The 13,622-nt window shown below is 38.5% G+C and carries 10 protein-coding genes; 5 read left to right on the forward strand and 5 right to left on the reverse strand.

Annotated elements, in window-relative coordinates:
* The first annotated feature begins 74 nt into the window (after positions 1 to 74).
* Both BLS35_RS23855 and BLS35_RS23860 read left to right on the forward strand, forming a co-directional pair.
* Positions 75 to 374, forward strand: a complete 300-nt coding sequence (locus BLS35_RS23855; protein ID WP_090786099.1) for an ArsR/SmtB family transcription factor — start codon at positions 75 to 77, stop codon at positions 372 to 374.
* Between the two features lie 14 nt (positions 375 to 388).
* Positions 389 to 1,495, forward strand: a complete 1,107-nt coding sequence (locus tag BLS35_RS23860) for an NADH:flavin oxidoreductase (protein WP_090786101.1) — start codon at positions 389 to 391, stop codon at positions 1,493 to 1,495.
* A gap of 185 nt (positions 1,496 to 1,680) precedes the next feature.
* Here BLS35_RS23860 and BLS35_RS23865 read toward each other — a convergent pair whose 3' ends face one another.
* From BLS35_RS23865 to BLS35_RS23885, 5 genes are all read right to left on the reverse strand, one after another.
* Positions 1,681 to 3,486, reverse strand: coding sequence for a cytochrome-c peroxidase (locus BLS35_RS23865; RefSeq protein ID WP_090786103.1), 1,806 nt, complete (start codon positions 3,484 to 3,486; stop codon positions 1,681 to 1,683).
* A gap of 71 nt (positions 3,487 to 3,557) precedes the next feature.
* On the reverse strand, positions 3,558 to 5,018 hold the full coding sequence (locus BLS35_RS23870; protein WP_254779108.1) for a PhoX family protein: 1,461 nt from the start codon (positions 5,016 to 5,018) through the stop codon (positions 3,558 to 3,560).
* A gap of 284 nt (positions 5,019 to 5,302) precedes the next feature.
* On the reverse strand, positions 5,303 to 6,850 hold the full coding sequence (locus BLS35_RS23875) for a sensor histidine kinase (RefSeq protein ID WP_090786105.1): 1,548 nt from the start codon (positions 6,848 to 6,850) through the stop codon (positions 5,303 to 5,305).
* 15 nt (positions 6,851 to 6,865) lie between these two features.
* The gene (locus BLS35_RS23880; RefSeq protein ID WP_090786107.1) at positions 6,866 to 7,306 is read right to left on the reverse strand and encodes a response regulator; all 441 of its coding nucleotides are present in this window, start codon (positions 7,304 to 7,306) and stop codon (positions 6,866 to 6,868) included.
* An 18-nt stretch (positions 7,307 to 7,324) separates the two neighbouring features.
* The gene (locus tag BLS35_RS23885) at positions 7,325 to 8,377 is read right to left on the reverse strand and encodes a sensor histidine kinase (protein ID WP_090786109.1); all 1,053 of its coding nucleotides are present in this window, start codon (positions 8,375 to 8,377) and stop codon (positions 7,325 to 7,327) included.
* A 221-nt stretch (positions 8,378 to 8,598) separates the two neighbouring features.
* On the opposite strand from BLS35_RS23885, the gene BLS35_RS23890 reads away from it, so the two are divergent.
* The 3 genes from BLS35_RS23890 (at position 8,599) to BLS35_RS23900 (ending at position 13,613) form a co-directional block, all read left to right on the forward strand.
* The gene (locus BLS35_RS23890; protein WP_090786111.1) at positions 8,599 to 9,147 is read left to right on the forward strand and encodes an RNA polymerase sigma factor; all 549 of its coding nucleotides are present in this window, start codon (positions 8,599 to 8,601) and stop codon (positions 9,145 to 9,147) included.
* A 58-nt stretch (positions 9,148 to 9,205) separates the two neighbouring features.
* A complete protein-coding gene (locus BLS35_RS23895) occupies positions 9,206 to 10,231 on the forward strand; it encodes a FecR family protein (RefSeq protein ID WP_090786112.1) in 1,026 nt (341 codons plus the stop codon).
* Positions 10,232 to 10,319: 88 nt separating this feature from the next.
* On the forward strand, positions 10,320 to 13,613 hold the full coding sequence (locus BLS35_RS23900) for a SusC/RagA family TonB-linked outer membrane protein (protein WP_090786114.1): 3,294 nt from the start codon (positions 10,320 to 10,322) through the stop codon (positions 13,611 to 13,613).
* The last annotated feature ends 9 nt before the right edge of the window (positions 13,614 to 13,622 follow it).

Raw genomic sequence — 13,622 nt, forward strand, 5'->3', positions numbered from 1 at the left:
CCGATATTATCATCAAGGTGTCATCTCTTTTCTTTTAATTGGTATATCGGAAAAAGTCGATATACCTTTGTGCTATGAAACAGTTAGAAATATTTAAAGCACTTTCCAATAAAACAAGGTTGGAAATCTTGCAATGGTTAAAAGATCCTGAAGCAAGCTTTCCAGCGCAAATTCATGCGGGCTTTGAAGTTGGTGTGTGTGTAGGGGAAATCCAAAAAAAAGCAGGACTTACCCAATCTACAGTTTCCGAGTATTTATCTATTCTTCAACGTGCTGGTCTTGTAGAATCTACCAGGGTGGGGCAGTGGACTTATTACAAACGTAATGAGGCAGCTTTTGAGGAGTTAGGTAAAATTATCCAATCCGATATTTAAATAAAATAATAAATATGAATACTGACAATTTATTCAGACCCTTTAGTCTGAAATCATTGAATATAAAAAACAGAATTGTAATGGCCCCTATGACGCGGTCATTCTCACCAAATGGCATACCTACTTCAAATGTAGCTGCTTATTATCAGAAAAGAGCGGAAGGTGAAGTTGGCCTGATCCTTTCTGAAGGTACAGTGATCGACCGGATTGCTTCTTCTAACGATCCTAATATTCCTCATTTTTATGGAACAGCGGCCCTAGCGGGATGGGAAAACGTGATTAAGAACGTTCACTTGGCAGGAGGAAAAATGGGTCCTCAGATCTGGCATATGGGGATTATGGATAACCATCATTCCGGATGGCTACCATCTGAACCTTTTGAAGGTCCTTCAGGCTTAAACAGACCTGGTTTTAACAATGGAAATACCATGACTGAAAGCGACATTACTGAGGCTATTCTTGCCTATGGTCGTGCGGCAGCGGATGCAAAACGTTTGGGATTTGATACTGTTGAGATTCATGGTGCCCATGGTTATCTGATTGATCAGTTCTTCTGGGAAGGTACAAATTTGCGTACGGATGGGTATGGTGGTAAAACCTTACCAGAGCGCAGCCGTTTTGCGATTGAAGTGATTAAAGAGGTGAGAAGGCAGGTTGGAGAAGATTTCGCAATCATCCTTCGTTTGTCGCAATGGAAGCCTGCTGATTATACCAATCAAATGGCAAAAACACCGGCAGAATTGGAAGCCTGGTTAAATCCTATGTCGGATGCAGGTGTAGATATTTTTCATTGTTCACAACGTCGTTTCTGGGAACCAGAGTTTGAAGGTTCTGATTTGAACTTTGCTGGATGGGCAAAAAAGGTTACTGGAAAAGCAACGATTACTGTAGGTTCTGTAGGCCTGAACGGTGAGTTTTTAGCTGCTTTTGCTGGTGAAAGCTCTGAACCAAGTTCATTAGAAGAATTAATGCGTCGTATGGATAGAGGAGATTTTGACCTTGTAGCTGTAGGAAGACCATTGTTGTCAGATCCAAACTGGGTAAGGAAAATCAAAGAGGGTAATACAGGAGCTTTAAAGGGTTTTACTAAAGCTGCACTTGGCGAGCTGGTTTTAGATTAATTTGTATTTTTATAAACGAGCAAAGGGTGATTATCGTGGGTGATCACCCTTTTTCTGTTTTGTTCAATTACTTGATAGTCGATTCCGTTAGGTGTACTTGAAGCGTCCAATCTTAGAATTTCGTACCTGAGTTAGACTTCAAAATAAACAGTAAAAACTGCTGAATGTTTCGGAAGGTGTTTTTGCTATTGATCGTTAAGCGTTTTTAGAAAAGAGATAATATTCTCTTTTTCTTTTTTTGTAAGGTTTAATTTATCAAATGGAAGTGTTTGATTGGGGATATCCATTCCTAAGCCAACGCCGCCACCTTCATTGTAAAAATCAATCACTTCTTCTAAGGTTGAGTATATACCATTGTGCATATAAGGTGCAGTGAGTGCTATATTTCTTACTGTTGGCGTCCTGAATGCATTTTTGTAGAGTGACAGTTTTCTTAGGTCATATTTTCCTTTGTCGGCATCTATTTTTTTAGAATTTGCTGATTCGGGTACACCGATAACTTCAGTTTCGATTGTTCTGAAATCTGGGGGGACAGTTCCATTAAACAGTGGTGTGAAATGACAAGTCCCACATTTAGCTTTACCCATATAAAGGTTAAATCCATTAACCTGGTCCTTGTTTAATTTTGAGTGATCTCCTCTTACATATTTGTCGAAAGACGAATTTAAGCTAACCAATGTACGGATATAGCTTCCAAGCGCATTTCTGATATTTAAATCACTAACTGGCTCTTTTGAATCTGGGAATGCTTTTTTGAATAAAGGGAAATACAAACTGTCGGACTTGAGTTTGCCTACAGCTGCAGGAAGTGAACCATGCATTTCATCTTTATTATTGATCACATCATTTGCCTGATCTTCCAAATAATTTACCCTGTTGTCGTAGAAAAGGGATGGTTGAAATCCTGAGTTTAACAGGGTAGGTGTATTCCTTTTTAATTTTGATTTACCATCGAGAGCTGCACTTTTGATAAGTCCATCGGTAAATGCCATCTCTGGTTTATGGCATGATCCACAAGACCGACTACCTGTACCTGAAAGGATCGGATCATAAAATAATTTATTACCCAATTCGACCTTCGCTGGGCTCATATGCGCTTCAGCATTAGCCGTATAGAAATTAGCATCGAAGGCATTTTGATCAAATAGGGTTGGGGCATCAACACGCAGCGCCCTGAGGTCTTTAGAGGGGGCAATTTTTAGCGAGGTGGCGCAGGCTTTAATTGCTGCTGAAATAGGATTGCCAAAATTGGTGATAAAAAACATGCGGTCGAACGAGTTGAAATCTTTGCCGGATTGAAGGTTATTTATTCCCTTTTGCAAAAGATCAAGGGTGTTTGCCAGCACCTTCTCATCTTTTTTTACGAAGTCAGTTTTGTAGAGCCCCAATACTTCCTTAACAGATTGAAGTGCCTGGGCAGCTTCGGCCATAGAATTTTGTGCAATTGCAGCATCAAATCCGGATATGCCTAATGTGATGATTCTGAAGCTTTCAAGTCTTAGCGCATCGAATATCTGGGTATTGGCCAACTCCTGATGTTCGGCTACTGATTTGAGCCTTATGAAATTTGCGATGAGTATATTAACTTCTCTAAGTAGCTCCTCTTTTTTTGAGGCCTGAACTTCGGGAAACAAAAATGGTTCAATTACCTGAAAACCTTCGGGCTGATCGATTTTATGTTGATCATTGTCATCCATGGCAGGTATAGGCGCTCCGTTAATAGACTTAGCAGTTAAGGGATTATAATATTCTACCAGAAACTCTATTTTTTTATAAGCAAGTCTTGACTGTTTGAAAAGTGATTGTAGCTCCTTGTTAGGGGCATTCTTTTCAATACTAATGCTTAATTGTTTGACAAGACTATCTGTAACGGCAATCTGTTTAAGGTAGTAATTCTGTACTTGCTTCGGCTTTGAATCTTCTTGTCTGGACATGCATGCCATCCAGGTAATCAATGTCATTAAAGTTATAAAAATGGATGTTTTCTTCATCTGTATACATAAAAAAGTATCCTCTGATTAGATCAGAGGATATCAATTTTTTATAATTAAATTGGATTAGATTATTTTGGTAGGCCTTTGATCAGTACCACCTGGCTGCCTTGGTCTTCGCTAGGACGTTTAGATCCACCATCTTTACCTTTAAAAGCTTCTTCTCTCCAGGTATGTGGCTGAATACATAAGGTAAAGGTATTAGGGATTCCAATTACGTCAGACACGTCTACTAAAGCACCATATTCCCAGTTTCCTCTTGCAGCAGTAGCTTTAAATTTAGGATCTGATCTGCGGTGGTCAATTTCAACTACCTTTTTTAATTCTTTAGTAGCGATGTTGTATTGATAAATATAAGCATCGTGAGTTTCTCCGCCATAAGTATTCGAATCCTCCTGGATGTATACGTAGTTTGTGGTTACACAAATATTATCCGGGTTTTGAAATTCCTTTGCTGGTCCGTTTTTGTTATCACCATCAAGTATGCACTCCAATTTACCTTTTGTAGGATCAGCGGCATTTAATACTAATTTATAAGTACGACCAAAAACTGTTCTTGAATTATCTGCATTAAAACCTGTTGCTGCTTGTCCGGTTACATTAAAGTAAATTTCGCGAGAGTTTGCTGCATTCCCTTTACGATAATCTACATCTTCAACACGACCAAATTTGATGGCTTTTAATGGGTCTACCAATGCCTGAATTTGCGTGCCGGTAATTGTTTTGTGGTTTTCAATTTTTACAAATTCAACATCATAAGAACTTCCAACTTGCATGTCAGTTTCCTTCTGGTTGTTGTCTACACGCTTAAGCATGTATTGTGTTCCGTTATCTAAATCACCTACAGTATTAGACATATACATTACTACCTGACCTCCAGAAGCATCATCAGCATCTTCGCCCAAAATCATTACTGTTTTTCCCTGATAGGCATCTTTGTTTAATGGGACAGCATTTTCGCCACTCCAATGGCCAAGACCTTCAGTAGCTGTTTTGGTTTGTTTGCCTGAAACTAATGGGTTAATGCGATGTGTTTGTGCTTCTGATGCACTTTCCCCAACGCTAAGATAAAATGGACCAAAGCCATTTTCTTCTTTTGTAACCATGGTTCCAGAGCATAAGCGCCATTGACCGCCATCCGAATTTAAAGTATACTCACCTTTAACAGGTTTAAAGGTTTTGTCAAATGAAATTCTAGAGACAGAGTAGTTATCCTCGTTGTTTACCATCATAATGAAGCCACCTGTTGTATTTTTTATAATTCCAGCTCCATCAGCTGAGCCACCAAATACGTAGTCCGGAGATTCAGGGAATTTATCTTCACTGCTGAAAAGGGAGAAAAACTCCAGATTTTCAAATCCTGAAAGTTTATTCAATAGCACGGGTGTTTTCGAATAGTTATCCAATTTTACCTCATTGCTTTCTGAATTATCTTTCTTATCTTTTTTACAAGCTGTTACTGCAACTGCAGCGGCAACAAAGCCAGCAATAGCAAATGCCAATGTTTTTCTTTTGAATAGATTTTTAGTCATAGTTTGTTTTTGTTTTCTACATCAAAGCTACAGGGCTAATATTGTGGGAGGTTTAAGGTTATGTTAAATGTATTGGTCTGTAATTCTTGAAAGGTGAATGATAATTAAAAAGATATGATGAAATTTGATTTGTGAGCAATGTGATAACATTTACCAGGATATTTCCGGAGTACCATTACCGAAAGGGGGAGGCTACCTACTTTGTGGAGCAAATACTTAATAATCTGATGCATCAAAAGATTACAATTGATGTTGCTGGGGTAGAAGAAGAATTGGGATTTAGATTATTTGCTGGGATGAATCGATTGTGTATGAAGGGGTAAGGTAAACCAAAAAGAGCTGCCCTTGTCTAATTCGCTTTCAACACCAATCTGTCCGTTGTGCTTTTTGATGATTTCTGCGCAAATGTATAGTCCTAGTCCTAAGCCTGTATATTGGCTTCCACTATTTTCTGCACGGTAGTAACGATCAAATAGATAGCGTAACTTTTCTTGGGGTATGCCCGGTCCATTGTCGATCACCGAGACTTTCGCCATATCGTTTACTTTCTCAATTGAGATGCGTATTTCCTTTGATTTAGGGGCGTATTTAATGGCGTTATTGAGAAAGTTAATCACGATCTGTCCAATCCTAATGATATCAGCATACACTTCGACCTGCATATCTCCTTCGGTTTTGATCGTATACATGCCCTCTGTCTGTATATCAAGGCAACATTCTTTTATGGTCTCAGATAGGACAAAATGTTTTTGATTGATGTGAAGTTGCCCTTGACTAGCCATGCTTGAATTTAACAGATCTTCTATAAGCGAATTTACTTTGCCTAGGCTTTTATTCGCTTGTCCAATAAGTTTGGATAAAATGGGCGTGGGTGGATTATCCTTTATTTTGTCCAAAAATTGAAGAGATGCCTTTAAGCTGGTTATTGGTGTTTTGAGTTCGTGGCTAGCAATAATGATGAAATCATCTTTATGTTGCTGCAGTAATTTAAGTTCCTGAATGTCTGTAGCTGTCCCCACCCAAAGCTGCATTTCGCCATGTTGGTCGGTAATTGGCATTAAGCGGATCAGATGCCACATGTAGAGCCCATCCATGCGCTTTACGCGAATTTGGAACTCACCACCATCGTTTGTCCTTAAGATCGAACTGAATTGCTTAAAACCAGTCTTAAGGTCTTCAGGGTGAACCACTGTTTTAAACCCCCTCAACTGAGTTTGTCCATTATCCAATCCGGTATAATTATACCACCGTTGGTTGTAAAAAACAACTTTGCCATTAATCCTATTGGTCCATGCGATTTGAGGAATGGTTTCCATCATGCTTCGGAATCGGCTTTCACTTTCAGCTAGTGCTTTTGTACGGTGAACTACCCGGGCTTCCAATTCCTGATTCAGCTCCAGAAGCTCCTGGTTAAGGAGTTTTAACTTTTTATCAGTCAGTATTTTTTCTTTCCTGATCTCAGCATCATTTAATGCTCTGTCAATTTTGGTCGATAGCGTAAATAATTTATTTTTTGATACGTAATCAGTAACGCCAGCCTTAATCAGCTCAACGGCATTTTCTTCTCCAATAATACCAGAAACAATAATAAATGGAATGTGTGGATGTTTATTCTGCTTGATGCGGAAAGCTTCAACTGCGTCAAAAGAGGGAAGGGAATAATCAGATAATATGAGATCTGGATTAAAGCCATGGAGGGCCTGCTCAAATGCTATACGTGTTTGGACAATTTCAGATGTAAAACTTAATCCTGATTTTTTCAATTCCCGATTAAGTAGATCAGCATCACTTTCATTGTCTTCGAGAATAAGTATTTTCAGCTTTGGTGCCATTGCTTTATTCAAATGTTAATTTGGGGCTTGGTTTAATATCATCCAGTACAATCCAATTTCTTTTACTGCATGGAAAAAATTATCGCTGTCAACAGGCTTTACGATATAGCTGTTTGCACCTAGCTCGAAGCATTTCTCGATATCCGGACCTTCATTAGATGAAGTTAACATCACTATCGGGATCGATTTAAGGTCTGGATCAGATTTTATTTTTTCTAATACTTGTAGGCCAGATACCTTTGGCATTTTCAAGTCCAATAAAATCAGTTTTGGAAATTCATTGCTACTCCTTAAAGCATAATCCCCTCTGCAATATATAAAATCCAGGGCTTCAACACCGTTAATTACATGATGAAGTTTATTGGTAAAACCGCTCTTTTTCAATGCACGAATGGTGAGTGCAGCATCATCGGCACTGTCTTCAACAAATAATATTTCAACGTTATGGTAGCTCATGTTTTTTGTTTTAATGGTTTATGCGAGTAGGCTAAAATAGAAGCAAGAACCTTGGTTTATTGCCGATTCGGCCCAAACGGTTCCATTGTGTCTGTCTATTATTTTTTGCACAATGGCAAGACCAATGCCTGTGCCCTCAAATTCTTCCTGGGAATGCAGTCGCTGAAAAACCCCGAAAAGTTTATCATAATATTGCATGTCAAATCCAGCGCCTTCATCTTTTATATAATATACAATGAGATTGTCTTTTTGATAAGCACCAATCTCGATACTCGTTTTTTCTTTATGTTTTGAATATTTAACGGCATTGGAAATTAGGTTGACCCATACCTGTTTAATCAGAGACTTATCTCCTTTAGCATGTGGAAGTACACCTACATTAAATTCAGGTATGTTTTCGTAGTCCTCAAATAACAATTCTTCCTGTACCAGCTTTACAAGATCAGCCATATTAATTTCTGAAACAGTTACCTGTTTTCTTCCCAGTTTGGAAAATGCAAGTAAGTCATCAATCAATTCGCCCATTTTTTTAGAGTTGTTAATAATGGATTGAAGGGTTTTTATCCCATCTGAATCTAGCTTTTCGGCATAATCTTCTACCAGAATCCTTGTATAGCCGTTTATTGCCCTGATTGGGGCACGTAAATCATGTGATACAGAATAGGAAAAGGATTCTAATTCTTTATTTACCGATTCTAATTGAGCCGTTCGTTCAATTACTTTTTGCTCTAATTCATCGTTTAATTTGCGAATATCATCTTCGGCATTTTTAAGTTCCCTGTTGGCGATGATTAATTCTTCAGCTCTTTTTTCTTTTTCTTTGTTTTGAAAAGCCAGCTCCTTATTAGCAATGATCAATTCTTCCGCTCTATTCTCTTTCTCCTTATTTTGGAAAATCAGCTCTTTATTCGCAATCACTAATTCCTCAGCTCTTTTTTCCTTCTCTTCATTTTGGAAAACCAACTCCTTATTTGCAATGACTAATTCTGCCGCCCGGTCTTCTTTTTCCTGGAGTTGGAATGCAATCTCTCTATTGGCAATAATTAATTCATCAGAATCGTTTTTTTTCATATCCTTAACTAAAAGACCATATTTTTAAAGCGGTGGAAATAAGCAAAGGGTAATTGGAGTAGGAAGGAAGGTGTTTTCCCTTTGGATTTGCTAAAGCTAACATAATATAATGGAACCTGAGTAAATTGGGGTATAAATCGTATGGCTTTTTTAAATTTTTTGATTAGAATTAATACTATATTTAGGTTTAGGTAACATATAGCAAATAGTTTTGTGCAGCGATGTTAAACTATATCCAAAATATAAAAAAGGGCGATCATGTATCTTTTGAAATAGTTTTCAAACTATGTCACAAAAAAGTATATGCATATTTTTTGAAGAAGACGGCTTCTGAAGATCTTGCTCAGGAACTAACTCAGCTTGCTTTTATAAAATTATGGAATTTTAAGCATACGCTATCGGAAGCGCATGAACTTGACCATCAATTGTTCCGAATAGCCAAGACCACGCTGCTGGATTATTTTAAAAAGCTGGCAAATGATGAGCGGAATCTTAAACTTTACTATAACAGGATTTCTGAAGAAGCAGACGATCAGAATCAAAATTTTGAAACCAACCAGCAATTGGAAGTTGCTTTAAGTCTGCTACCACCTACACGTAAAAAAGTTTTCATATTAAATCGTCTACAGGGATATTCCTATAAAGAAATCTCCGAGCAGCTTTCTATTTCTCCCAGAACAGTAGAAAAACATATTTCACTGGCCACAAAGCAGCTGAATGGTTATGCTTATCTCCCAGTGTTTATCCTTCTTTTTAAATTTCTCCGTTAATTTAAAATATATTTTTTGCCCGTTACGGGTTTATCTCTAATTCAATCGTATTAGTAGTATGAGTGTATCTGATCAGTTGTTAGATAAATATTTTAAAGGACAGTGTAGCCCAGAAGAAAAGCTGCAGGTGTTAGACTATTTGAACAAAGTTGATGAGCTACCAACGCATTTGTTAAGTAAAGATGAATGGGATAAGACGGATGATGCGATAATAGATGAGGCAAAAACTGAGGAGATGCTTAATGCGATAAAAAGGCAGACCATCACCAAGGTTTATCGTTTAAAATGGATAAAAGTTGCAGCTGTGGCGGCAGTTGTTCTGGCAGTGTTGACAGTTACTCTTTTAAATTTAAACAGAACTGCCCTAAATACTGTTCTGGCGAAAAATAAGATTTTAAGCATTAAAAAAACAAGCCCAATAAAGTGGAAATCGGTAACGAATTATACAGAGCATAACCAGTTATTTACCCTGCCTGATAGTTCTATTGTAAAAATATATCCGGGAGCAGAATTGACATATGCTATTCCATTCGTGAAAAATAAGCGAGAAGTGTATTTAAATGGCAAAGGCTTCTTTCAGGTTACGAAGGACAAGAAACATCCATTTATAGTATATGCTAAAGGTATTTCTACCACTGCTTTGGGGACATCTTTTACGATCACAGCTTTAGAGAAGAGCAAGTTTATTAAAGTACAGCTGCATACAGGTAAGGTTTGGGTGAAAAATATGGATTCAATGCATCATATTTCGGCATTTAGCAAGATTCTATTGCCAGGAAAGGAATTGGTATACAATAGTCTGATCAATAAAGTAAAAGTTTCAGATTTCAAATCTTTATCCATCAAGACGGAAAATGTGTTGAAGGAATTAAACTTTACACAGGCCTCTTTAGTTGATGTTTTCGCTAAACTCGAAAAAGAATATAAAGTTAAGATTATTTACGACAGAGCTGATTTGGCCGAGATGTCGTTTACTGGAAGTTTAAAATTAACGCAATCCATAGATACTATACTAGAAGAAATTGCCGAGTTGAACAAACTAAATCAAATTAAAACAACCGAAGGCTACCTGATTAGAAAGTAAAACCAGAACCATATTAAAATATACTTAACCTGCAAATAAAAGCGGGAAGGGAATCCTTTTGCCAAAAACCAATCAAATTAAATAGAATATGCTTAGAAAATTTACTACACATTTGTTCTTTTGCCTGCTGATGTTATCAGTATCGGCGAAGACCTGGGCTCAAACATCAGAGATCACAGGGATTGTAAAAGATGAAGCCGGCCAGCCATTACTTGGGGCCTCCATACTTTTACTCAATACAAAAACCAATGAAAAGAAGGGGATCATGGTGAACGGAGAAGGCAAGTTTTCAATAAAGGGCCTTTCTGCGAACGTACCGTACAGTATCAGTGCTTCATTTATTGGTTACGTTACGAAAACCATTGACAATTATGTGCTCAAAGCCGGAGAACAGGCGACTCTGCTGATTCAACTCAACCCTGCTTCAACTACCTTAACAGATGTGGTTGTTGTAGGATATGGGAGTCAGAAAAAGAAGGATGTAACCACTTCCATCTCCAGTATCAAAGCTGCTGATCTGGAGAACCAACCTATTAGTAATGCGGCCGAGGCCATGGTTGGAAAAATGGCTGGTGTCCAGGTTTCACAGGGATCTGGAGCTCCTGGTGGTGCATTATCTATTAAAGTTCGTGGGGTTGGTACCATAACTGCCGGCTCAAATCCATTGTATGTTATTGATGGTGTGCCTATTTCAAATGATAACATCAATACGCTAAATACAAACGATATTGCATCCATTGAAGTTTTAAAGGATGCCTCATCAGCGGCAATTTACGGCTCAAGGGGCTCCAATGGTGTGGTCCTGATCACCACAAAGCAAGGCCAGAATGGTGTATCGACTATTAGTGTAAACAGCTATACAGGATGGCAGACACTAGCGCATAAAATAGATATGATGGATGCTTACCAGTATGCGCAAATGGTGCTGGATTCAAGGAACAATTCTTATACCGATGCGATGGAGGCCATAAATAGAAAGAACGTCGCGCTTGGCCAACCTGTAGTTGGCTTTAGTGTAAACGACAATAACGGTGTCCGCCTGTTCAATACAGCCAACAATACCAATACGGTAATGCCCTTAGAGGTTTTGCCATATCTGCAAGGACAGCAGGGCTTAACCAATACCGACTGGCAAGACCAGATCTTTAGAACAGCCCCTATACAAGACCATTCCATTTCTGCAGCAGGGGGTAGCGAGTTGTTAAAATACTATGCCTCCCTGGAATATTTTAATCAGGATGGAATTATTTTGAACAGTGGTTTCAAACGTTATAGCGGCAGGCTAAACCTGGAAGGGAAAAAAGGAGTTTTCAAATATGGCGTTAATTTCAGCCCCTCGGTCATCAATGAAAAAAAAGTAAACGCCAATGGTGCCTACAGTGTAAATGGCGGAGGTATTGTTGCATCGGCATTACATTACTCACCAATTTTTCCAGTGTATAATGCTGATGGTAGCTACAATTTTGCTCAAAACTCCTGGAGTCCGGGAACCATTACCACATTGCCAAACAACACAACAGCAAGTGGTAACGGAGAAACACAGGCCTGGAATCCGGTGGCATTGGCGATGTTGCAAAAAGATGATGTTGCTGCTACCAGAATGACTGGTAGTGCTTTTCTGGAAGCAGAAGTAGTAAAAAATTTAAAATACAGAATTCAGTTGGGAATTGATCTGTTTAACAGTTCAGAGGATACTTTCAGGCCATCTATTCTCCCTCAATCCAATACCGCAGGAAATCCATTGTCGGATGCAACAGGTTCTTCCCGCACCATAAAAGAAACCAACTGGTTGTTAGAGCAGACTTTAAATTATGCTAAAACGATTGGTGATCATAATATCAATGCTTTAATTGGTTGGTCTACACAAAAAGATGATCTAAGTGGTAACTATGCTTTTGCTTCTAAAGGTTTCATCAGCGACCAGGTAGAATTTATAAAGGCAGGTATTGTAACGAATGGAACGGGTACCAAAACACAGTGGGCTTTGGCTTCAGGTATTGCCAGGTTGCAATACAGCTATAAAGGGAAGTACTTATTTACGGGTTCGATAAGGGCTGACGGTTCTTCAAAATTCGGAAGAAATAACAAATGGGGATATTTCCCATCTGCCTCTGTTGGTTGGAGATTATCGGAAGAGGAATTTTTGAAGAAGTCGGAAACAATTTCTGATCTGAAGTTAAGGGCTAGTTATGGTTTAACGGGTAATTTTAATATCCCGAACTATGCTGCATTAGGCACTATGACCAATTATGGATACGTGTTTGGCGGTACAACTCCTGGTGTTATTAATGGAGTAGCCCCAATAGCTCAACCGAATGATAATCTGCAATGGGAAAAAACAGCACAGCTAAATCTTGGATTTGATGCCGCTTTTTTCAAAAATCAGCTTACTTTATCTGTTGATGTTTACAATAGTAACACCAACAACCTGCTACTGGATGTACCAGTACCTATCTCTACCGGTTTTGCTACCGAATTGAAAAACATTGGGAAGGTTAACAATAAGGGAATTGATATTAACTTAGGTACTCAACAGCAATTTGGTGGAGTGAAGTGGACCGCAAGTGGAAACTTTTCTAAAAACATAAACAAGGTTGTAGAGTTAGGGCCAGGCAATGCAGATATCATTAAAACAGGTTCTGTAGCCAATGCGTACTTCATCACAAGAGTAGGCGAGCCTATTGGTTCTTATTATTTGCCGGTAGTTTTAGGCGTGTTTAAAAATCAGGCTGAAGTAAATGCATATCCTCATTACACCGATACTCAGGGTAACTATGACTTGAATACTTCTAAACCGGGCGATTTTAAATTTAAAGATGTGGATGGTGACGGCGTTATTGATTTAACGAAAGATCGGGAGATCGTAGGTAATTACCTACCTAAATTTACTTATGGTTTTGCCACTTCAGCGGAGTACAAAGGGGTAGATCTAGGTGTATCTATGCAAGGAGTTTATGGAAATCAGATCCTTAACCTTTCCCGCAGATATTTTGCCAATAAGGAAGGAAATATGAATAATATGCTGAGCTCATTGGATCGCTGGATTTCAGAAAGCAATCCGGGCAGTGGCCAGGATGTAAGGGCCAACCGTGCAGCTAAGGGCAGTAATGGCACGACATCTACCTGGCATATTGAAGATGGATCTTATTTACGCATCCGTAACATTTCTTTGGGTTATACACTACCTGTTGGACTGATTAAGAAAGCATCCTTAACTAAAGTCAGAGTATATGTGTCCATGCAAAATCCTTTTACTTTTACCAAGTACACAGGGTATAATCCGGAGGTTACCAACCGTTCTGATGCCACTACAAATGGAGAAGATTATGGGGTATATCCAACAGCTAAAACAACATCAATAGGCCTTAACATCACTTTATAAAATTAGAAA

Origin of the sequence: Pedobacter sp. ok626 (genome assembly GCF_900100435.1) — a bacterium.
In the GTDB taxonomy this organism is placed as follows: Bacteria; Bacteroidota; Bacteroidia; order Sphingobacteriales; family Sphingobacteriaceae; genus Pedobacter.